Annotated in this window: 22 protein-coding genes, 1 pseudogene and 1 CRISPR repeat array (1 of these 24 only partly in view); of the genes and pseudogenes, 7 read left to right on the forward strand and 16 right to left on the reverse strand. The window is 42.7% G+C overall.

What is annotated here, in order from left to right; genetic code table 11:
* A CRISPR array of direct repeats spans nt 1-1,656; the repeat unit is 36 nt; unit sequence GTGCTTAAACCTTAGATGCCACAAGGCGTTGATCAC; it begins 1,845 nt to the left of the window's first position.
* A gap of 44 nt (nt 1,657-1,700) precedes the next feature.
* Nucleotides 1,701-2,384 carry an asparagine synthase-related protein gene (locus NIES1031_RS15535; RefSeq protein ID WP_236738856.1) on the reverse strand — a complete coding sequence of 228 codons (684 nt, stop codon included), beginning with the start codon at nt 2,382-2,384 and terminating at the stop codon, nt 1,701-1,703.
* On the opposite strand from NIES1031_RS15535, the gene NIES1031_RS15540 reads away from it, so the two are divergent.
* On the forward strand, nt 2,384-2,812 hold the full coding sequence (locus NIES1031_RS15540) for a DUF1028 domain-containing protein (RefSeq protein WP_269086019.1): 429 nt from the start codon (nt 2,384-2,386) through the stop codon (nt 2,810-2,812). The genes NIES1031_RS15535 and NIES1031_RS15540 overlap by 1 nt on opposite strands.
* A 311-nt stretch (nt 2,813-3,123) precedes the next feature.
* A complete protein-coding gene (locus NIES1031_RS15550; protein WP_073550433.1) occupies nt 3,124-3,660 on the forward strand; it encodes a DUF1499 domain-containing protein in 537 nt (178 codons plus the stop codon).
* A gap of 121 nt (nt 3,661-3,781) precedes the next feature.
* Here NIES1031_RS15550 and NIES1031_RS15555 read toward each other — a convergent pair whose 3' ends face one another.
* From NIES1031_RS15555 to NIES1031_RS15580, 8 genes and pseudogenes are all read right to left on the reverse strand, one after another.
* Complete coding sequence (locus tag NIES1031_RS15555) at nt 3,782-5,260, reverse strand: CoA-acylating methylmalonate-semialdehyde dehydrogenase (protein ID WP_073550434.1); 1,479 nt, start codon at nt 5,258-5,260, stop codon at nt 3,782-3,784.
* Nucleotides 5,261-6,264: 1,004 nt separating this feature from the next.
* Entirely contained in the window at nt 6,265-6,465 is a 201-nt protein-coding gene (locus NIES1031_RS23880) for a hypothetical protein (RefSeq protein ID WP_015189551.1), read from the reverse strand.
* Between the two features lie 442 nt (nt 6,466-6,907).
* Nucleotides 6,908-7,903 carry a UDP-glucose 4-epimerase GalE gene (galE, locus tag NIES1031_RS15560; RefSeq protein ID WP_073550435.1) on the reverse strand — a complete coding sequence of 332 codons (996 nt, stop codon included), beginning with the start codon at nt 7,901-7,903 and terminating at the stop codon, nt 6,908-6,910.
* A 29-nt stretch (nt 7,904-7,932) separates the two neighbouring features.
* Nucleotides 7,933-8,970 (reverse strand): hypothetical protein, encoded by a 1,038-nt coding sequence (locus NIES1031_RS15565; RefSeq protein ID WP_073550436.1) that lies wholly within the window; start codon nt 8,968-8,970, stop codon nt 7,933-7,935.
* A 378-nt stretch (nt 8,971-9,348) separates the two neighbouring features.
* Nucleotides 9,349-9,705: a hypothetical protein gene (locus NIES1031_RS15570; RefSeq protein WP_073550437.1), complete on the reverse strand. Its 357-nt coding sequence runs from the start codon at nt 9,703-9,705 to the stop codon at nt 9,349-9,351.
* 315 nt (nt 9,706-10,020) lie between these two features.
* Nucleotides 10,021-10,403 (reverse strand): annotated as a pseudogene (locus tag NIES1031_RS26400) (magnesium transporter).
* Between the two features lie 105 nt (nt 10,404-10,508).
* Complete coding sequence (locus NIES1031_RS24430; protein WP_178378155.1) at nt 10,509-10,658, reverse strand: hypothetical protein; 150 nt, start codon at nt 10,656-10,658, stop codon at nt 10,509-10,511.
* Nucleotides 10,659-10,839: 181 nt separating this feature from the next.
* Entirely contained in the window at nt 10,840-11,340 is a 501-nt protein-coding gene (locus tag NIES1031_RS15580; RefSeq protein ID WP_073550438.1) for a PH domain-containing protein, read from the reverse strand.
* Nucleotides 11,341-11,865: 525 nt separating this feature from the next.
* Between NIES1031_RS15580 and lpdA the strand changes: the two genes are divergently transcribed.
* The 3 genes from lpdA (at nt 11,866) to NIES1031_RS15595 (ending at nt 14,572) form a co-directional block, all read left to right on the forward strand.
* On the forward strand, nt 11,866-13,296 hold the full coding sequence (gene lpdA, locus NIES1031_RS15585; protein WP_073550439.1) for a dihydrolipoyl dehydrogenase: 1,431 nt from the start codon (nt 11,866-11,868) through the stop codon (nt 13,294-13,296).
* A gap of 100 nt (nt 13,297-13,396) precedes the next feature.
* On the forward strand, nt 13,397-14,281 hold the full coding sequence (trpC, locus tag NIES1031_RS15590) for an indole-3-glycerol phosphate synthase TrpC (protein ID WP_073550466.1): 885 nt from the start codon (nt 13,397-13,399) through the stop codon (nt 14,279-14,281).
* Between the two features lie 69 nt (nt 14,282-14,350).
* Nucleotides 14,351-14,572: a DUF5340 domain-containing protein gene (locus NIES1031_RS15595; protein WP_015189543.1), complete on the forward strand. Its 222-nt coding sequence runs from the start codon at nt 14,351-14,353 to the stop codon at nt 14,570-14,572.
* 91 nt (nt 14,573-14,663) lie between these two features.
* On the opposite strand, the gene NIES1031_RS15600 is transcribed toward NIES1031_RS15595, so the two are convergent.
* Nucleotides 14,664-15,095 carry an SRPBCC domain-containing protein gene (locus NIES1031_RS15600; RefSeq protein WP_073550440.1) on the reverse strand — a complete coding sequence of 144 codons (432 nt, stop codon included), beginning with the start codon at nt 15,093-15,095 and terminating at the stop codon, nt 14,664-14,666.
* Nucleotides 15,096-15,244: 149 nt separating this feature from the next.
* On the opposite strand from NIES1031_RS15600, the gene NIES1031_RS15605 reads away from it, so the two are divergent.
* Entirely contained in the window at nt 15,245-15,913 is a 669-nt protein-coding gene (locus tag NIES1031_RS15605) for a hypothetical protein (protein WP_073550441.1), read from the forward strand.
* A gap of 148 nt (nt 15,914-16,061) precedes the next feature.
* On the forward strand, nt 16,062-17,216 hold the full coding sequence (locus tag NIES1031_RS15610) for a pyridoxal-phosphate-dependent aminotransferase family protein (protein WP_073550442.1): 1,155 nt from the start codon (nt 16,062-16,064) through the stop codon (nt 17,214-17,216).
* 295 nt (nt 17,217-17,511) lie between these two features.
* Here the strand turns inward: NIES1031_RS15610 and NIES1031_RS15615 are convergent, their stop codons facing one another.
* The 6 genes from NIES1031_RS15615 to petM form a co-directional block, all read right to left on the reverse strand.
* Nucleotides 17,512-17,709: a DUF2949 domain-containing protein gene (locus NIES1031_RS15615; protein ID WP_041919208.1), complete on the reverse strand. Its 198-nt coding sequence runs from the start codon at nt 17,707-17,709 to the stop codon at nt 17,512-17,514.
* A 553-nt stretch (nt 17,710-18,262) separates the two neighbouring features.
* Nucleotides 18,263-18,826, reverse strand: coding sequence for a DUF192 domain-containing protein (locus NIES1031_RS15620; protein ID WP_236738860.1), 564 nt, complete (start codon nt 18,824-18,826; stop codon nt 18,263-18,265).
* Between the two features lie 109 nt (nt 18,827-18,935).
* Nucleotides 18,936-19,631, reverse strand: coding sequence for a response regulator transcription factor NblR (gene nblR, locus NIES1031_RS15625; RefSeq protein ID WP_073550443.1), 696 nt, complete (start codon nt 19,629-19,631; stop codon nt 18,936-18,938).
* Nucleotides 19,632-19,743: 112 nt separating this feature from the next.
* Entirely contained in the window at nt 19,744-20,664 is a 921-nt protein-coding gene (locus NIES1031_RS15630) for an NAD(+) kinase (RefSeq protein ID WP_073550444.1), read from the reverse strand.
* A 172-nt stretch (nt 20,665-20,836) separates the two neighbouring features.
* Nucleotides 20,837-21,817 carry an SDR family oxidoreductase gene (locus tag NIES1031_RS15635; protein WP_073550445.1) on the reverse strand — a complete coding sequence of 327 codons (981 nt, stop codon included), beginning with the start codon at nt 21,815-21,817 and terminating at the stop codon, nt 20,837-20,839.
* Nucleotides 21,818-22,010: 193 nt separating this feature from the next.
* Complete coding sequence (gene petM / locus NIES1031_RS15640; RefSeq protein WP_407919503.1) at nt 22,011-22,130, reverse strand: cytochrome b6-f complex subunit PetM; 120 nt, start codon at nt 22,128-22,130, stop codon at nt 22,011-22,013.
* Between the last annotated feature and the right edge of the window lie 176 nt (nt 22,131-22,306).

Below are 22,306 nucleotides of genomic sequence, written 5' to 3' on the forward strand. Positions count from 1 at the left end.
CCCCCATATAAATCCGAGGTTCTATCAGTGCTTAAACCTTAGATGCCACAAGGCGTTGATCACAATGCCAAACGAAGACACTGTCACCTAAAGTTAAAGGTGCTTAAACCTTAGATGCCACAAGGCGTTGATCACCTCCATGCTACATTCTACAAAGTTCCCAGATGCTGTGCTTAAACCTTAGATGCCACAAGGCGTTGATCACTGGATTTAGTCTATGACAATGCCACACCATATGAAGTGCTTAAACCTTAGATGCCACAAGGCGTTGATCACACGTTATTTGCAATAGGTAGGTTTACCCAGCTTTTCCTAGTGCTTAAACCTTAGATGCCACAAGGCGTTGATCACAAATTCTTAAGGAAAGATTAAGGGCAGACGCAGAGTGTGCTTAAACCTTAGATGCCACAAGGCGTTGATCACGCTAGACAAGCCAGTGCAGAACGAGCATGGTCTTCTAGTGCTTAAACCTTAGATGCCACAAGGCGTTGATCACCTTCTGGCCGGCAGAAAAAACAACAAATTTTACGTTGTGCTTAAACCTTAGATGCCACAAGGCGTTGATCACTCAGAAGTGCCGGAAGTGTCAAACCCTTGTAGGACGTGTGCTTAAACCTTAGATGCCACAAGGCGTTGATCACGCGATCGCACCGTCTTTAAGCTCTACAACGAAATTGTGCTTAAACCTTAGATGCCACAAGGCGTTGATCACGGGCATCGGCACGACCTTAAATGTACGTCGAGGGAGTGCTTAAACCTTAGATGCCACAAGGCGTTGATCACGAAAAAGCCTACCGTTACAGAGTTTATCCAACTACCGAGGTGCTTAAACCTTAGATGCCACAAGGCGTTGATCACTCAATCAAGTGTCAATCAAGTGTCAGAAGTGTCAAAGTGCTTAAACCTTAGATGCCACAAGGCGTTGATCACTGTATAGTTACAATATAGTACAAATGCCGCAAACACAAGTGCTTAAACCTTAGATGCCACAAGGCGTTGATCACTGGACAACCGATTTGAAGTTTGCCACACTGTATACAGGTGCTTAAACCTTAGATGCCACAAGGCGTTGATCACTCAATCAAGTGTCAATCAAGTGTCAGAAGTGTCAAAGTGCTTAAACCTTAGATGCCACAAGGCGTTGATCACTGTATAGTTACAATATAGTACAAATGCCGCAAACACAAGTGCTTAAACCTTAGATGCCACAAGGCGTTGATCACTGGACAACCGATTTGAAGTTTGCCACACTGTATACAGGTGCTTAAACCTTAGATGCCACAAGGCGTTGATCACGATTCGCCTGATTTCGACAAAGCAAGTTGACAAGGTAAGTGCTTAAACCTTAGATGCCACAAGGCGTTGATCACCCGATATCCAGTACTTGACCGCACAGCTAGTCGGTACGTGCTTAAACCTTAGATGCCACAAGGCGTTGATCACGATATGATTCGCGACTCCAAACAGCTTGAATATCTGGTGCTTAAACCTTAGATGCCACAAGGCGTTGATCACAATCAGTGTGCAGAGATATTTAATGCACATATTAGTGCTTAAACCTTAGATGCCACAAGGCGTTGATCACAATTATTTTTGACAACACCGGATCTTCCAAGCCGAGTGCTTAAACCTTAGATGCCATAAAGCGTTGATCACCCTCGTGGTACGACGTAGCCTAAGCCACCACCTTTTCTTTGAGTTTACGGTTTCGCGCCCGCTAACGTTTGCATCGCGCGTTGTTTTACAAAATCGGTGTGCGATGGCGGAGCCATGAAAGCAAACTTTTGTCGCTCGTAAAGTGCTTTTGGGAGAAGCTCGCGCATTGTTTCGCGCAGAATATATTTATCTTTGCGTCCTCGTAAACGCATATTTTGCGGTAGCATGACGGCGAATTCGACTAACGGATGATCGAGAAACGGTGGACGTGCTTCCATTGAGTTTGCCATATCGACGCGATCGCCTGCCCAGCCAAGGACTTGTGACTCAAACTGCGTTTTCACCCATATGTATTGCACTTTGTCAAGCGGGTGACGCCCTTCAATTTGATCTCGATCAAGCGCATGAGCAACAGCTTCTCCTGGCGAATAATTTTGCGTTGTGGCGCGGCGATCAGGATGCAGTAAACTCGGAACGTAGGCAGATGCCGATAACCACGATTGCAAGCAACTTGGTGTGAAGCCTACTAAGTTTGTCAATGCTGGATCGTCTAAGGCTTTGTCTGCTAAGAGATTTTCTTTAAATAAGCGATTACTTTCTGCTAGCCAGTCTTCCAAATCAGCGCGTTCTTCTGGCGAGGCATCTGCCATCCCATGTAAAATCATATCCAGTCGCAGTTGCGGATATTCTGCGAAAAGTTCATCCGCTCCTTCACCCGTGACGACCACTGTGTAATCCCTACTTTTCTGTAGCTGGTAATATGCTGGTTGGCGAACAAACTTTGCTAGCAATGGTAGAAGCATATCAAGCCAAAGAAGGTATGGAATTTTCTGAACGATTATTGCAAGCATTAGAAGCAGGGGAAGCTGCGGGTAGTGATAAGCGGGGTCGTCAATCGGCAGCTATTTATGTTGTCAATCAAGATGTCTATCCTTATCTTGATTTGCGCGTCGATCACCATAACAATCCGATTGCAGAACTGCGCTATTTATTTGAAGAATCACGCAAGGACTACTATCAGATGTTTCGGCAGACAACGCCCACACGACATCCTCGGACTACAGAGCCTATTAGTCTAAATCCTACACCGTGGTCATCTTCTACTAAAGCACAACAAAAAAGTGCTAGCACGACGGATACACCGCTGTCTGCTTGATTTATTCTCTGAGGCAACGTAAGCACATCGGAAATACTAAGATTATCACAAGCGCCTCTATTGGCAGTTGAAACTGTAAGGGGGTTAGGGCAAACCCCCACACAATAAAGATTGCGCCAGATATTGCTGTTGCTAGGCGATAGACATCGTCTTTGAATTTTATACTTATCCAGACGAGTCCCATACCAATTGCTAAAAAGATCAAGTGAGTTGAAGGCATATTGTCTATATGTAGAGATTAGGGGGACTACACTAGCAAAGAACAGTACAATCGTCTTTGGTTAATGCCAAGTGCAATAAGGTTTGAAATCATGTCAACAGTAGAGACGAAATCAAGTTCTGTATTTCAACGCGTTCTGTTTACCTTCATCGCATTACTTTTTGTGACTATCTGTGCATTAGGAACCAAAATCGCCTTTTCTGGAGAACCGCAGTTATTTGCCGGAACGCGACCTGATAACCTTGGGGTTCATGCTGGTGAATTAGCACCCTGTCCGAAAACTCCTAATTGTGTCAGCAGTCAAAGCCAAGATACAGCGCATCAAATTGCACCTTTAACTTACAATTCAACTGACCAAGAGGCAATGGCACGGCTCAAAACAGTGCTGCAATCTTTTCGCCGCACCAAAGCGATCGCCCAAAATGAAAATTACATTTACAGCGAATTTACGATTCCCGTTGTCGGATTTGTTGATGATGTCGAATTTTTGCTTGACAAAGATGCCAAAGTGATCAATGTTCGTTCAGCTTCGCGTTTAGGCGAGGGCGATTTGGGAGTTAATCGGCGTAGAATCGAAACTATCAGAACTAAATTTAATGCATCTTCTGTGGTGGATGCCTCTGACTGAAGTCGGGGCTATATAAACTAAGTGTGTCTACGCACACTTTTAGTCATGTTATATGCGTAGTCCACACAGGTGGACTTTGTTTACTAGTTGCAAATTTATTCGCCAGGTCTAAATAGGTATTTTAAAATTGTCTTGACCAATCTTGAAACCAGCGCTCAACAACAACTTTCGTTTGGGTAAAGAATTCAACGGCGTGATGTCCTTGTCCGTGCAGATCGCCAAAGAAACTTTCCTTCCACCCGCTAAAAGGGAAGAAAGCCATCGGTGCAGCAACGCCAATGTTGATGCCGATATTACCGACTTCTGCTTCGTAGCGAAATTTGCGTGCAGCAGCGCCACTAGAAGTAAATAAGCACGCCATGTTACCATATTGACCGCTGTTAACAAAAGCGATCGCTTCATCCACTGTATCAACATGAATTAAACCGAGTACAGGACCAAACACCTCAGTTTGAGCAATTGTACTTGTAGGCTCGATGTTCTCAAGTAGCGTTGGGCGGATAAAATAACCTTTAGGGTAATCCGCAATTTTTGCTTGCCGACCGTCAACCAGTGGTTTCGCACCCTCGGTAATTCCCTGTTGAATCAGTTGCTCAATTCTCGCTTGACTTTCTGCTGTAATCACAGGTCCCATTTGTACTTTGTCGTCTAATCCATAACCAACAACGCGAGTAGACGCCGCATCAGCGATCGCATCAATAAAGGTTTGACGCGCTTTGCCAACAGTAATTGCAAGCGAAGCCGCTAAACAACGTTGTCCAGCACAACCAAAGGCGCTATCCGCAACAATGCGAGTTGTTATTTCCATATCCGCATCAGGTAGCACAATCACCGGATTTTTAGCCCCACCTTGACATTGCGCGCGTTTACCATTTGCTGTCGCCCGACTGTAAACATAACGCGCTACAGGAGTCGAACCGACAAAGCTAATTGCACGAATCGCAGGATGATCGAGAATCGCATCGACAACTTCTTTAGCACCATTAACAAGATTAACAACACCTTTGGGTATTCCTGTTTGTGCCAAAAGCTGCATTACTTTTTGCATTGTCAGTGGTACTTTCTCGGAGGGTTTAATAAGATATGTATTACCGCAGGCGATCGCATACGGCATAAACCAAAATGGAATCATCCCTGGAAAATTAAACGGCGCAATAACTGCTGCAACGCCTACAGGTTGTCGAATCAAAATTTCATCAATACCTTTGGCAATGTCTTCTGAGTTGTAGCCTTGCATCAAAATTGGAATTCCGCAAGCAACTTCCACATTTTCAATCGCCCGTTGCAATTCGCCTTTTGATTCTGCCAAAGTTTTGCCGCATTCTTGCGTAATTGTTACAGCTAAGTCCTCAAAGTTCTCTTCTAACAGTGCTTTAAGTTTAAATAAATACTGCACTCGTTCCCCTGGTGGAATGCGACGCCAAAAGTTGAATGCTGTGGCTGCGGCTGTTGCTGCTTGATCTATGTCTGTTGCTATTCCTAATGGAACCTTAGCCAGTATTTCTGCTGTAGCTGGATTAGTTACATCCAAATACTCAGTAGCATTGGAGTCACACCATTCGCCATTAATATAGTTTTGAAGAACAGGGGCACAACTCATAAGATTTACCCTGATACTAAACTCTATTTATTATCAGGGCAATGCTCGACAATTGCTTTGAAATTTAAGCGAATAAATTCGCAGCTAAAAAAAAAGTCCACCTGCGTGGTTTAAACGAACACTTGGGTGCGCTTTTACTGATCCAATTGACAACAATCGTAATTCCCTGCAAGCAAAACGAAAATTCGGCAACTTTACCAGCTACATACACTTCATCGCCTACCTACTTGAAATTCCTTGAGATTACCCACAAGTGTATAAAGTTCACCGTCAGCAGTCCGTAGCGTTTGACACTCTACTCCCTCATCGGTGAGAACTCCCTTGACGCAAATTGTTCTCTCTTTACCGCTTGTTTCTAAAAGTGCAACTTGAGAATTACTAGAAGCATAAACTTTTACTCCTCTAAGATTTGTGGGAATATTTTCCAGACGGAAATTTGCTTTTTTTGACGCAAGTGCAGGTGCAACAATTCCTTCTGGTGGTTCAGCTACAAACTCAAATTCATAAATACCGTCAATGGGTGGCTAGATATAGGTGTAAGGAATTAGTTCGGTATTTTCCAGCCTTGTGTAGGGACAGTTCCTATCGCTGTGATAGAAAGCTTTCTAAAATTGCTAGCTTAATTTCTTGTACTTCTAATACTTTATTTTTATCCATCTTATATCTCCGAATGACTGCTTTGTTTTTAAAACCCAGTTTTGTTTAACCACGTGAAGTAAGTTTTCACTCTTTCTTCTTCAAAGCAGTTTGAGTGACTTACATAAGTCTTTAGCAAAACTTAATATTCAATACTAGAGCTAAAGCTATCTGAATTTAGTAAGGTGTAGTATAAATTACTTACAATATTGCTGCTACGATAAAGCGTTGCAGCGAAAAATTGCGTGTAAATAAAATTAGTTCGAGAAGGCGATCGCGCTAAAGTAACATCTACTGACTTAATAACTAAAAGCTTGACTTCACATTTTAATAAAAAGAAGGGAATTGTTACTCCCTTCTTGTCGATTTTACTTATGTTCAGAGTATCTGCTCTCCGAGTATCTTACCGCTGCCTCTGATGGTACAATCTTGTACCCTAACATATGGTGTTCTCTTGCTACGATTTCGGCTTTCTCTCTACTTTGATACATCAACGTATAGTGCAAATGTCCGTGCCATTCTCCGTAAACTTGATTTTGGTCATCTAAGATTGAGTAGTGATTAGGCATCGTTACTTACTCCATTTTCAAGCACTGCCTATATGCTTTAAATTATCGTCTGCAAACGAGCCGCCTACAGTGAACAATTATAAAAATGTGTTGAAATTATTTTAAGTTTTTTGTTCAAAAAAATACTTTATTCGGACTTGTAAGCCAAAAAATCTACTCATTGTCATTCCATAGCAGAAATTACTTCATATCCTTCGGCAGCCGAGCTTTTTTAACAAATTTATATATTTCTACTTAGCTCTTAATTTCGTTACAATATCTTCTGTTTTTTAATCTTCTATAACTCTACAAATCCGCTACTCTAAGCGTTCTAAATCAAGTTCACCCTTATCACACACAATTCTGCCTACCGTTGGATCGACATGACTTAAATCCATAAGTAGATTGTGTAGAATCTGCTGCTGTTGGCGTGATTGAGTTACCTCATGCAGTGCCTCAGTTTTTAATCACTATGTCTTCGTTGATGCCAGCGCCATGCATCTTCTATCATTTCCTCTAGCTTAGAATAAGCAGGCTTCCAGCCTAAAACCCTTTGTACTTTTTCATAATTACCAACTAAGATAGGAGGATCGCCCGTTCGCCGTTCAGTCTTAACAACCGGAAATGAGCGCTTAGTTATATTAATAACTGTATCAATTACTTGCTGTACAGAAAAACCATTGCCATTGCCTAAATTAAAAATTTCCGTTTCGCCTCCTTGTAATAGATAATTCAGCCCTAAAACGTGAGCATGCGCCAAGTCTATTACATGGATATAATCGCGGATACACGTACCGTCAGGAGTGTCATAATCAGTACCGAAAATAAACACTTTTTCTCGCTTTCCTAACGCAGTTAACAAAACTAGGGGAATTAAGTGCGTTTCTGGAGTGCGATCTTCTCCGAGTCGTCCTAGCTTATCAGCACCGGCAGCATTAAAATAACGGAAGCAAACCGAGCGAAGCTGATATGCTCTATCAAAGTCTAATAGTATTTTTTCTACCATTAGTTTAGTAGCCCCATATGGATTAATGGGATTCTGAGGATGTTCTTCTGGAATTGGTATTTGTTGAGGAATACCATATGTAGCACAAGTTGAAGAAAAAACAATCTTATTTACTTCAGCCTGAAGCATTGCTTCCAAGAGGGTAAGCGAACCTAGCACATTAGTTTGGTAATACTTGAGTGGGTCAGATACCGATTCATTAACATAAGTATAGGCAGCAAAATGGATAACTGCCTCTATAGATCTTTGGGCGAAAATTTGATCTAGTAGGGGGCGATCGCAAATGTTGCCACAGATGAGTTCTGCTTTAAGTACCTTTTCTACTAAATCTCTGTGACCATACACCAAGTTATCTAAAATTAAGACGGAATATCCAGCCTCTTGGAGTGCCAAGACTGTATGAGTACCGATATAACCTGCGCCTCCAGTAATCAATATAGTTGGGTTTTCCACAACGCGCCCTGTTAGTAGAATTGTTATTTTTAAACGATGCAGTCACTCTGCACACCATTCAAGGACCAATCCATTGCTTGTGTAGCGAAAATAGAAGCCCACGAATTTACGTCCAAACTGCGATCGCAGTAGTAAAGCCCGAAGTCTGGAGAACGCAGGCTTAATAAAAATGTAAATCCCTTATTGATTGCTTCAGCAAAGCGATCACGGTCTACTGCTATCCAAATGCGTAGTGCTTGTGCAGTCGCATCACAAACTTTACATAGTTCTCGTGACGGCGCATTGTACCAGTTAAACAGGCTTCCATCTGAATTTTGCCACCTTTGCAAACTCTGGGCACCACCACTCAATAGTTCTGTAGCCTCAAGATAGTCGCGTGAGTGAAGATAGAGTAACCCTTCTAGAGCATAGCAATGAGCATGGCAGTAAACAAGAGTTGTTTCTGGAAAAACATGAAAGACTCCATCTGAGTAGCACTCGCGTACAACTTCCTCTGCAATCTCCAATGCTAAGTTAGAAAAATAATGCTCGCCTGTTTCTACCGCAAGTGCATCTAGCGCAATGACAGTTTTTAGCATACTTGCACCGAAAACACTTGACCAATGAGGTTGTATTTCTAGCAAGCTACCATTATCAGCTACAACCGCTAGCCTTTGCTGTGCCATCTTCATTATGAAGCGTGACATGTCTGCCACAACTGTGGGATTTACATAACCATTCAAATACTTTTTGTAAGTCAGCAATCCATTGACAGCCATGCAAGTATCAAACAAATAGAGTTTTTCATTTTTGCCTATACCACCTAACGGTGATATCAAATGTTGTAAGCTGTTAGCAACAGCGTGGGCTTGTTCAGCAAGATAGCGATAGTTTCTTTGCAGACTCAGTTGCGAAACTAATGTTAAGTAAAGTCCCATAGCTTCTGGGTAAACAAACCCAGGATGGTTAGGATTGATCCACGAATAAATATAACCAGAGTTACAAACAATTTTAGAGCAAGTTAAGAAATGAACTAAATCAGTCTGCATTTCTCTTGTAGGTAAGATAGCACTCTCAACATTTGACATAATGAGTACTCCTTGACTTTTTCTGATGAAGCTCTTTTTAAAAAATCGATATCAGAAAATATACCATTGGTGTCAAGCTTGTTTTTTCTATAAAACTATCTTGTTTGTGTTAATCTAGTTACAAAATAACTATACGACACACATCGATGACTTTTTTTTATTTGTTTTTGCTAAAATTTTAATAAAAATCAACAATTGTTATTAAAGGTTTGATTTTATATATTTTTTGAGTTTTAAGTTAATTTCGTTTTAAATTCAATGCTCATAATTTAGAACTGCATATAAACTGAACTCTTTGTTAAATCTACCTAGAACTGATACTATTTTTTAACTCATTTAGGTTTAAATAGGGATGCCATAGCGCATCCCTTATCGTAATTACTCTTCTACAACTTCACGGATTCGCTGCTCTAGGCGTTCCAAATCAAGCCCACCCTCATCACGCACAATTCTGCGTACCGTTGGGTTGACATTGCTTAAATCCATAAGTAGATCGTGTAGAATCTCCTGCTGTTGGCGTGATTGAGTCACCTCACGCGGTTCTTGCACTAAGTCGCGGACAATCGAGTCTTCAGCGCGCGAAGCAACAATCGGATCTGTTTGTCCTTGGAGATGTATAAATGTGCGTCGCCCAGGCCCACGTTCTTCCTCAATGGGGATAACTGCTGTTACTTGATCTGAACGCACATATTTGCCAAAACCAAGATGTACTAATGCTGATGACTGTATTCTCATTTAAGCAAATTATTTTTCTTTCATTTATATATCTATTATCCTGCAATAAACACTGACTTAATAGCAATAAGTAGAACGGGTTACGCACCTATTTTTATCGTGTTTCCCCTAAACGATTCGACTGTTTTAAATCTAATAAAGTTCAAGACAAATTGCTGTTTTGGATGGTGATTTATGGCTGATGAAAGCTTAGCTAGTATGTGTTTTTGATAAGTCAGGCGGAAGACGATCGCGTTAACTAGTAAAAGTAAAATACGCAGATAAAAGTTTAGTGTTTGATCGTTAAAATACCTCGCAGAAATAGTCTTACTCTAGCTAAGAACGAACAATTTTTAAAGCAATAGAAACTAGCGAGAGAAAAGTCAAAAATCCTACAGCATCTAAAACTGTTGTTAGCAGTAGTCCAATAATTAATGCAGGATCGGGATTTATCCTTGTTAAACCCATTGGAAGTAACGTTCCTAAGGTAGCAGCAACAAATACGTTGATTGCCATAACCATTATGGAGGCGACCAAATTAAGGAAAGAATACCAAGCGCAAGACTCAAAGCTAAGGCTGTACCTAAACCTGCAAGAATCTCTTTGCGGACGATTTTGAGCGTATCTTTGGGTACGACTTCCCCAACACCTAATCCTCTGAAGGTTACAGATAATGCTTGAATTACAACATTGCCGCTGGTGTTAGATATAATTGGCATGATGACTGCCAAAACGCGGACGAGAGAAATGACCTGTTGAAAAGGCGCGATCGCGACTGACACATCGCCTTGACAATTTGCACCACTTGGGTGTCGTGTAAAGAATTAATGAGTTCTTCTTTGACTTTGGTTAGCTTTGGTTAGTAAGTATCCAAACACATCAATTGCATGGGCTTTGTTGAGTAAGCAAAAAGCGATCGCGCGTTGTTCTGGTACGAAGGTACACTCAAACAAGGTTTTTATGAGTAAGTTCACGGAGGTGGACTTTGTTATATGGACTTCGAGCCACCATAGATACAACAAATAGAATTTCCACTGGTATTCGTTATTAATACCAGTTACTAGAATCTTAACCGTTAAGGGTGGCGCTATCAACCAATAGAAGAGTTGTATCTCGGTTCTCCAAGATTAGAAAATTTGCAAGTTTTTTACTGTACTATCCTTTGTCCATTGTTGCTAAAACTTGATTGGCAAATCTTTCTGGATGTTCTGGAGTAACAACAATTGTGCGATCGCACAACTTCAGAACTACTGCTTTACTCGGATCTGTTGCATAAGCTTGGTAATTGCCCAATTTTCGGTTGTAGAACTTTCCAGAGTAACTAAATAACCCACCATTTCCCCACTTACGTAGCGAGTTTCGCATTGCTTGTGGATCTACATCAGCAGAAGTTAAGTTCCTTAAATCAATTTTTGTGTTCCAACCAATGCGCTGAACATAAAGTGTATTGTCTGCGATCGCATAACCGCGAATACTGAAGAATACAGATATTAATAAAATCACCAAAGGAATTATTACCATCGCCACTAGCCACGCAATATCACTACGAGAAGCAGTCAATATTCCAATCAACACAATTCCTAGCAGTATTGCAGAAACTACAATAGTAATAGCAATCAGCGATATCGCCCAAGGAGCCTTAAATACTTTATTCATCAGTGGCTTCTCCTATTTCATATTAATACTTCACCTACTTATGACGCACGCAATCTCAGCATTTTCATCAGAACCAAGACTTGGGAACTTCCCTTTATTCTCCCCATCGGGGAACGCAACCGTCCCCAAACCCTTTGCAAACAAGTGGCTACTCATGACGCAGTAATTGTTCGGGGTGGCTGTTGCGTAAATCCTGACACTTATAGGTTATTCATCGCAATTAATAATATGTAAATTGTAATTCTTTGCATCACTATACTGCGTGGAGAATTAAGTTATTTAATTGTAAAGTATTCAATAAAAACAAACATACAGATATTGAAATGTTAACAGCGATCGCTTAGAGTTCATGCACAGCCAGTGTAACTAAGACAAACTTATATACTAGAACTTAGGACAAACACAAGACTTTAAGATTGACAGATAATCTTCCCGCAAGCGGAAACCAAAAAAAAGACTTGCATTGATTGCGGAGTCGAGTTGAGAATAAGTTAGAGTAACGCGCACGCTTTGAGGAGACCTGCGGTGAGTCAGGAAGCATTTGATTACGATTTAGTCATTATTGGCGCTGGAGTCGGCGGACATGGTGCGGCTTTACACGCGGTCAGTTGTGGATTGAAAACCGCCATTGTCGAAGCAGCGGATATGGGTGGAACCTGCGTCAATCGGGGTTGTATTCCTTCAAAAGCACTACTTGCTGCTGCTGGTCGCGTGCGAGAATTACGCAATGCGCATCATCTCAAAGCTTTGGGAATTCATGTTGGGGATGTGGCGTTTGACCGCGCAGCGATCGCGGATCATGCAAATAACTTAGTCAGCAAGATTCAAGGTGATTTGACAAATAGCCTCAAACGTCTCGGTGTTGAGATCATTCGCGGTTGGGGTAAAGTCGCCGGACAGCAAAAAGTTGCGATCGCTACTGACAACGGCGAAAAAACTGTTACAGCCAAAGATATTATTCTTTCGCCTGGTTCTGTCCCATTTGTTCCACCAGGAATTGAAGTAGACGGCAAAACAGTCTTTACAAGCGACCAAGGTGTCAAGTTAGAATCACTTCCGGATTGGGTGGCAATTATTGGTAGCGGCTATATTGGGCTAGAATTTTCTGATGTGTACTCAGCGCTAGGGTGTGAAATTACAATGATTGAAGCCCTAGACCAACTGATGCCAGGATTTGACCGCGATATTGCCAAATTAGCTGAACGGATATTAATTACACCCCGCGATATCGAAACGTATGTGGGAATTTACGCAAAGCGCGTCATTCCTGGTTCTCCTGTCGTCATTGAACTTGCAGACTTCAAAACGAAAGAAGACGTGGATATCATTGAGGTTGATGCTTGCTTGGTAGCTACCGGACGCATCCCAGTCACGCAAAACCTTGGGTTAGATTCGGTGGGTGTCGAACTTGATCGCCGCAACTTTATTCCTGTAGACGATCGCATGGCAGTTTTATCTGCGGGTGAACCCACACCACATTTATGGGCAATTGGCGACGCGAACGGCAAAATGATGTTAGCGCACGCGGCTTCTGCACAAGGTATCGTCGCCGTTGAAAATATCTGCGGAAGACACCAAGAAATCGACTATCGCAGTATCCCCGCCGCCGCGTTTACGCACCCTGAAATTAGCTACGTAGGAATGACCGAAACTGCGGCGAAAGATATGGGTAAAGAACAAGGATTTGAAGTGAGTGCAGTTCGTACATACTTCAAAGGGAATTCTAAAGCCCTCGCAGAAGGTGAAGCTGACGGTATCGCAAAGGTCGTGTATCGTAAAGATACGGGCGAAGTCCTCGGCGTTCATATCATCGGAATGCACGCCTCAGATTTAATTCACGAAGCTTCCGCCGCGATCGCTAACCGTCAATCTGTTTATTCTTTAGCACATCTCGTCCACGCCCACCCCACACTTTCAGAAGTGCTGGATGAAGCATATAAGCGTGCCATTGCTTGAGTAAAATGCGAATCGGTAATAGGTAATGGGTGATTCTTAGTTAAGTATTTTTCTAATGACCAGTTACCTATTACTAATGACCTGTTACCAATTACCTAATATGCAAATTCGTCGTCGTCCACCTAATCCATCAGTTGATGTGAAAAGCTTGCGCTATCAAGTTGCTATTCCTGATGCTGAGCCACAAAATATCTTAGAAAAAATTGTCTGGCATAAAGAAACTGAAGTCGAGCAACTGCGTGAAAAGCTTCCTTTAGTCGAACTTCAGCGTAAAGCCCTTGCTGCACCACCAACACGTGATTTTATTGGTGCGTTGCGTCAAGGAAAAACAACACCTGCACTCATTGCCGAGGTAAAAAAAGCTTCACCAAGTAAGGGCGTCTTTCGCGAAGATTTTGACCCTGTGGCGATCGCGCAATCTTATGCCCAAGGTGGTGCTAGCTGTCTTTCAGTACTGACTGATGAAAAGTTCTTTCAAGGCAGTTTTAACAATCTTGCCTTAATTCGCGCTGCGGTAGATTTACCACTTTTGTGCAAAGACTTCATTATCTACCCGTATCAAATGTATATGGCGCGTATTCGGGGTGCGGATGCCGTGCTGTTGATTGCCGCAATTCTGAGCGATCAAGATTTACAATACTTTGTTAAAATTGCAACTGCTTTAAAAATGGCAGTATTAGTCGAAGTTCACACCTTAGAGGAACTTGACCGCGTTTTGGCAATTGATGGTATCCGATTAATTGGTATAAATAATCGCGATTTAGAAGATTTTACCGTAGATTTACAGACAACTTGTGCATTGCTAGAAGCACGCGGCGAAGAATTGCGATCGCGGAATATCTTAGCCGTCAGCGAGTCAGGATTGCATACACCCGCAGATCTACAAGTTGTCGCTTGTGCAGGTGCAGCAGCGGTGCTCATTGGCGAATCTTTGGTAAAGCAAAGCGATCCGCAAGCGGCGATCACCACTCTATTTACTATCTAGTCATTAATGGCGCTCTGAATCTGGAGCAAAATTCAGTAACAAGAGCGCCTGCAATTAAGTCAATTTTTTATGCAGACAATTCCCCTTCCCTCTCCGATTCACTACGAACTCTTGTTGCAGTTATTAGAACAACAAACACTATCCGCAGCAAGTCAAAATCCAACTTTGCGCGAACAGGTGAATCAGCTAATCATTACCCTACGTAAAGCCGCCGCGCAACAGAAGCAGCTAGAAGAAAGTTGTCAGCAGTCACAGATTGCAATTGAATCACGGTGGTCACTGAATCAATAAATTAGATGAGGACTTACACAAGAAACGATCTCAAAACTTTTGGCGAATAAATTCGCTCCTAAATCAACAAAATCCACCTCTGTAGACTACTTTATTTTTCTGCGCGTGCTTTGAGTGCTTGATTCATCTTTTCAAAACCACTTTTAGTGTTGGTGTCTAAGCTGTTTGCTAAAAAGGGAACGAGTAACCCTGAAAAAACTTCGCTGTGGATAAATCGAATGCGATCGCGATCTCGCGGCTCAATTTGAAAACAATGTTCGCCAGTAAAAATTCCTGGTACAAGTAACCGTCCTAACCAACGCAGTTCTCGTTCAGGTTCAGCGACCAAAACTTTAGGGCGAAATGTCATCGGGGTTCCCCCTGGTGGTTGTAGTTGCACTTCTAACCTTGCTCCTTGCTTTACCTCACCTCTCACAACACGAATAAACGGGTTCCATTGTGGATAGCTATCAAAGTCGGTCAAGATTTTCCAAACTTTGCTAGCCGAAGCATTGATTTCAATGTGGGTGTTTAACTGCTTCACAAGCAATCTCCTCAGTGAAAATGCGAGCGAATGACTTTGCTGCTAGATTAACAAAGTTTAGATGGTGCGTAGACCGATTTATTTTCTGCCTAAATGTATAGTACGTACATCGCATAAATTTTAGGCATTGACTAAAATAAAATCCTACGATGGTGCTTATCAAAAACCAGACAGTTAGCCCAATCGAAGGGAGAACTAGCGTGTTAGAGCAAGATTTGATACATAGTGATTTAGCGCATCAGTCAGAGCGTTACTTACACGCGATCGCAACGAATAGCGGTAACGACATATCCCCTTTTGATAATCAAATCGAGCAAAAACAATCGAATCGCATTCATCAGCTGGAACGAGCGTTAGAACAGTCATTGACGTATCTAGCAGAATTGCGCAGAAAGTTGAAAACTCAAGCTTTACTCGAAGCACAGCTAGCCGCAGTCGAGGAAATCGCCAACTTACAGAAGCAAGTCATCAGCAAATTGCAGCAGCAACAATCGCAAGTGCAATTGCAACAAGAGAAATCACATCAAACTCTGCAGCAAACTGCGATTCTTCAAGAACAAATTATCCAGCAATCGCAACAGGTTGGCGAGTATGTCGCTGCTGTACATTATTGGAAAGAGCAGTATTTGGCAAGTGTGACGCTGGCGCTCGAACTAAAAGAAGTGATAGAAAGACTTTTACCAGACCGATTATTTGAACTTAACCATTTATTAACAACGGTGCAATCAATAACACAAAAAACACAAGAAGTTGCATCAACTTTACCTACACCTGCAAAGCACGCATCTAAAGTAGATTTACCACCTTTTCTAAAGTAGCACCCTTCTTTTGCTCCTCTGCACAGTAGCTGTATCCGCGATCGCACTTTTCCAGGTATAATCAAAAAATTTCCCAAAATCGTACAAGCTATTCAACTTGTGCAATCCTAGAGAAACCCCTAACTCTTCGCACAACAGTAGGACAACAATGCAAGACAAGCTGATGCTGATGATTCCTGGTCCCACGCCGGTACCAGAGGCGGCGCTACTCGCGTTAGCCAAGCACCCCATTGGTCATCGTACCAGTGAATTTAGCAACATTCTGGCAGAGGTGACAGAAAACCTCAAGTGGCTGCACCAAACGCAAAGCGATGTCATGCTGCTGACAACCAGCGGGACAGGTGCAGTCGAAGCCGGAATGATTAATTTTTTGAGTCCTGGCGATCGCATTTTAGTCGGTTGTAACGGTAAGTTTGGCGAACGCTGGGCGGAAGTGGGTGAAGCTTATAGCTTGAATGTCGAAAGAATTACTGCTGAGTGGGGACAACCCCTCGATCCTCAGGCGTTTGCAGAAAAACTCGAAGCTGACAAAGAAAAACAAATCAAAGCTGTCGTCGTTACCCACAGCGAAACATCAACAGGCGTACTTAATGACCTAGAAACAATTAACCGCCATGTTAAAAATCATGGTGAAGCGCTGATTATTGTAGATGCAGTCACAAGCCTTGGTGCAGTTAATGTGCCAATGGATGCTTGGGGTTTAGACGTTGTTGGTTCTGGTTCGCAAAAAGGTTATATGATTCCCCCAGGGTTGGGAATTGTTGCGGTTAGCCCGAAAGCTTGGGAAGCCTACAAAACTGCGAAACTACCCCGCTACTACCTCGATTTAGGTAAATATCGCAAAGCAACTGCGAAAAACACAACTCCGTTTACACCACCCGTTAATATGATCTTTGCTTTACACGCTACACTGCGGATGATGAAGCAAGAAGGATTAGACGGCATCTTCACCCGCCATCAACGATTGATGCAGGCAACACGTGCGGGAATTAAAGGCTTAAATCTACCTTTGTTTGTGAGTGATGATTGTGGAAGTCCTGCCATTACTGCGGTAGCACCCGCAGGAATTGCAGCGGATCAGGTGCGTGCGATTATGAAAAAGCATTTTGATATTGCTTTAGCTGGCGGACAAGATCACCTCAGTAATAAAATCTTCCGTATCGGGCATTTAGGCTTTGTCAGCGATCGCGATATTCTCAGTGCGATTTCAGCACTCGAAGTTGTCATGCACGAACTTGGTTATGAAAACTTTACGCCTGGTGCAGGTGTGGCTGCGGCTGCAAGAGTTTTTGCTCAATCGTAGAATAAACCTCCTGCATGAATGTGTGAACTTATTGATAAAAGTCTTGCTTCAGTGTACTTTCGTACACTTTGCTTGAGTAGCCCCTGACTGAAGTCAGAGGGCGTTTGTGATTCATGCAAGAAGTCTAATGAAGTGCTAAAGGCATGGCAATTTAAAATCAAAAGAGCGGGTAATACCCGCTCTATGTATTGCCAATACATTGTTCTGTCTCCTTTCACTATTATTGCCTACGCACAACTTGCGTGTCTAGACATATTTGAACTAGCATTTGGCGATTTGTCATATTTGCGCGTTCCTATACTACTGCGCTTTCCAACCAATCGTAGATTTGGTTAAGTTGGTCTAACGTAACCAAGCCATACTGCCACAAAATCATAGGTAACGGACCTGGATCTTGTTCGCGATGGCGTAATGCGACATCAATCGAAGCAGCGGATATCGATAAATCTTTTTGAAGAAAGTCAATGAATTTAGAGTAGTTTGCTGGTGACATTGTTTCACCTTCCGTTGTAAATAAGTTTAAGTTTGAGTTATTCGTCATACGATCAGCTAGTACTGACTAGCCAGTTTTTTCTGTCCTGATACCACTGGTAACTTGCTAACTCTACTTGACGGTGAAACTGACTTTTATGAGTTTCCCTGACATATGAAGAGTACAAATAACGACATGGAATAGAATTTTAGCGCAACTTGCTAATTTTCGTAGTTTGCTCCAGAAAAAACAAAATTTATTAGAACTATTTTTACTTTAGTGCAGCAATATTGTTCACCTATTACAAGGAGGATATTAGCTACAGGATTTTATTCTCCCAAAAGACTGAGCAGGGCTTGACTCGTGCGAATTTAATATTTTTTGAATTGTAACGCTCTACACAATAAGAATGATCGCCGCAATAATTTTATTTTTCTATCAAATCTATCAAATATAGCAGGAGTCGGAGGTCAGAGGTCAGACATCAGTTGACAGTGAACAGAGTGTGGAAAGACTTTGTCAACTGTCAACTAGCAACTTAGCGTGCTAGATGTCCTAACTTTATTGACTAGGGCTATATTACCCTACTCAACCTCAAATCACTACAATTTTTCTGGGGGATTTCCCCCTTTATTGCAAACGATGTGGTAAAAGAAAGTTGCTTGTTTAGAGTTTGCGAGTCTAAAAATCGAATATCGAGGCGATCGCCGACGCGAATTCCGAGTTCAGCGGCGCGTCCCCCACGCAGTTCTATGACTTGGTTGACGGGTGTTTCGGGACCATACGTCGGACAGGGTTCAGCTTGACAAGGTGGTACAGCGGGTGCGATCGCTTTCACGCGTCCATTTTCTAAAAAAATCATATCAAGCGGAAATCGCACATTTTTCATCCAAAAACCGACAGGGCGCGCCGGTTCAAAGACAAACAGCATTCCGCGATCGTCGGCTATGGTGTCGCGATACATCAAGCCAGTGGCTTGTTCTTGAGGTGTCCGCGCTACTTCCAGATTAATTTTACGTCCTGCAATCGTTACTGTAGCAGTTATAGGAAGATTTTGACCAACATTCACAGATTGTTGCGCCAGAGGTGTTACTGTTGGCGATACTGCGGGCGTTGGCGTTGCACAACCCAGCATCATAGTTCCTAAAATGATTCCAAGGACAGCAGAACCACGACTCACTATTTAATAACTCCCAGCATTTGCGTTCATAGCTTTTGAGTGGTTCTCCTTCGTCAGAGTTCCCTAATTACGATTCTCGTAAAACATAGCCGACACCCCGCACAGTTTGGATTAAGCGTCTGTGACCTTCGTCTTCTATCTTAAGGCGTAAATAACGAATATAAACTTCGATAACATTCGATTCACCCATGAAATCATAACCCCAAACATTTTCTAGAATTTGTTCGCGAGTTAGAACTTCACGCGGATGTTCCATCAGATACTTGAGCAGTTCAAACTCTTTCATTGTCAGATCCAACGCTTTGCCATGACGAATGGCGCGGCGCGTTGCTAAATCTAAGACAAGATCGCCAAAGCGTAATTGTTCGGTTAAGCCTGTTTCTGGTTGTAGATAGAGGCGCACCATCTGTAAAAATTCTTCAGAGCGGTAAGGTTTGAGAAAATAGTCATCAGCACCCGCTTCTAGACAAGCTACGCGATCGTCAACGGTATCTCGTGCCATCAAGACTAATACCGGTATGCGCGCGCCTGCTTTGCGTAGATGAGTACATAACTCTAGCCCTGATTCTCCAGCCAGCATTCGGTCTACCACAATCAAAGCTGGCTGGATTTCTCGCGAGTATTGCATCCCGCTGTAAACGTCAGGCGCGATCACAGCTTCATAGCCTGATTCTTGTAAGTCAAGGCTCACTTGCTCTGCCAACGTCTCATCAGTTTCGACTAATAAAACACATGGACTGCGTTCAGCCTCTACCGTACTCATAAGCCGCTATCCAGGAATGAAGGATTGCATTTGGTCATAGCTCAGTTATCACACAGCGAAACTAAGTATGAACACTTAATTATATTCATATCCTTATAAAAATTGCCCACTTTTAAGGCAACTCGACCGAAGTTGGCTTGGCAATATGCGGTAGCCCCCAACCTAACTTTTCGCGCAAAATCCGAAAGAACTCCGGTGATTGCAGGCGGATAAATCGCGCGGAGTATTGCGATCGCCCTAATTGCACCTGATCCTCAGGAAAAACGTAGCAACCAGCATTTCCATCAACCACCATCACTAACCGATCAGTACTCGCACTCGAAATTGTCACAGTTTCAGTATCAGCAAAGACGAGCGCGCGTGACGCAAGCGAATGCGGACAAATGGGAACTAGCTGTAATACGGGAACTCCTGGTGTTACCACAGGTCCTCCCGCACTCAATGAATACGCCGTTGAACCAGTGGGAGTTGAGACAATGACACCATCTGCGGCAATATCTACGGGCGCGTGATGTCCCACCGCAATTTCAAAATGGCACATACACGTCAAAGGTTCGCGGTGCAGTACCATCTCATTCAAACACAACGCTTCCCAGAGAACTGATTTCCCGCGACGCAAGACCTTAACGGCTAACATCGCCCGTTCTTCAATCTCATATTTTCCCGCCATGACTTGTTCCATAACTAGCGGTAATTGATTGACATAAGCTTCGGTTAAAAACCCCATGTGTCCTGTATTTACCGTCAGGATCGGAACGCCACAAGGAGCCACTAAACGGGAAGCAGCTAAAACTGTGCCATCGCCTCCGAGGACAATAGCAAATTTCATTTCCGCATCAAAACCAGGTGGGGTAAGACCTTCAATCGGTGTATGACACACCGGACTTTCTGGGTTCGAGTAACCCAAAATCCCCCCGATACCAGTTGTTGCACAAACTTCCCAACCCGCTGCGATGAGCTTGTCTTTCAGTTCGTTAGCAACACGACCGGCGATCGGCTTAACGTCGTTGTAAATAATGCCCGCTTTCGGCACGCTACAAGTCCAGATTTCCGCAATGCTTACTATTAGCTAGATCCTTGCACATTTTTGCTCAAGAGGCGAGGGTTTCTTGAAGAGAGTTATGGATGTTGAGTTGTGAAGTACTGAGCTAAGAAAATACTTAAATTCAAAACTCACGCACTAGCCACTATTCACTCGCTCCTCTCTAACTCTTAAACGGCGTTTTCTTGGAAGTTTGCTTCTTTTTTGTTTTTGTTTTTTCGTAATCGAGTTCTCGTAACTTCTTCAAAATTCTGGCAAAGTACTCTTGCATATAGCTTTCCAAGGTTGTGGTTTCTGTTGGATCTAACCCAAAAACTTGATAAACCTCATCCATAGGAGCATCCAAAGGTTTGCCATTTGCTAAGACTTCGGTAAACGCTAAGCGATCAGCAACGTTCCAACCCCATTGGAAAAAGCGGAGTACTCGGCGCATTGTCCGTAACAAGTTGATTGGCATTCGCGTAATGCGTGCTTCTTTGCCAGATAGTCGTTCGCATAAACTAATAATTTCTTCCGCACTCCAAGTACGAGTCCCCACTACCGGAAAAGTTTGTTTTTCTGTTTCGGGAACGGATAGGGCGCGAACCGCGAATTTAGCAATATCTTGCGTATCCATGTAGGCGATCGGTGAAGATTCGCCGGTAATCCATACGGCTTGTCCTTCCAAAATCGGAATTGCGTATTGCCCAATCAACCCCTGCATAAAGCCACAGAGTTGCAAAATAGTGTAGTTTAAGTCGGCTTCGGCTAAAAAGAGCTCAGTACATCGCTTGATTTCCATAAGTGGGACATCAGGATGCTTGTCCGCGTCTATCAGCGAGAAGAATACATAACGTTCGACACCAGCGGCTTTAGCCGCTTGAATGAGCGCGACTTTCCCGTCCCAATCGACTTGTTTGATACTCAGCGAGTCTGTAGCGCGAGCCGTAGCTGCATCGATAATCGCTGTTATTCCTGTAAGCGCCGGAGGTAAGGTATCTGGATAACACAAATTACCAGCTACCAGTTCAGCACCCCATTCTTTTAAAAAAGTGGCTTTCTTAGGATTTCTTACAAGACAGCGTACCTTATACCCCTCATCGAGAGCACGGCGAACTACTTGTCTTCCCAAGGTGCCAGTAGCACCGACAACTAATATAGTCATGAGGGATTAGTAATGAATCTTAAACTTTTATTAATAAAATCCTATCAGAATCCATTATATTAAAAAACTTTACAATAGATTGAGGATTTTTAAGCGAGGGAAGAACGAGTTACTCGTTGCTAGTTACTAGTTGTTAGCCACTCTTGACACTAATCACTAGCCACTAACCACTAGCCACTAACCACTTACTCCTCTATAATTCGCTTTCTTCACCTCCCTGAATTTTGAGCAAGAGAAAACCCAAAACGATGCCAACAGGGATCAAGGTGAGGCACAAAATGGTTGCTGTAAACATCTCGCTCATAACGACGATTCTCCTTCGCTAAATCAATTTCAGTAAACTAGTATAAAGAAGTCCACACTCAGGCAAGAGTCAGTCTCTTTCTGAGAAAAATCTAGACTAGTGTAAAGTATTTTAAATCAGTTCGGTGACATAACTCTGCTTGTTTATTGACTTATACGCAATCATCTAGAGGCTTTTCTATAAAA

Origin of the sequence: Chroogloeocystis siderophila 5.2 s.c.1 (assembly GCF_001904655.1) — a bacterium.
GTDB classification, from domain to species: domain Bacteria; phylum Cyanobacteriota; class Cyanobacteriia; order Cyanobacteriales; family Chroococcidiopsidaceae; genus Chroogloeocystis; species Chroogloeocystis siderophila.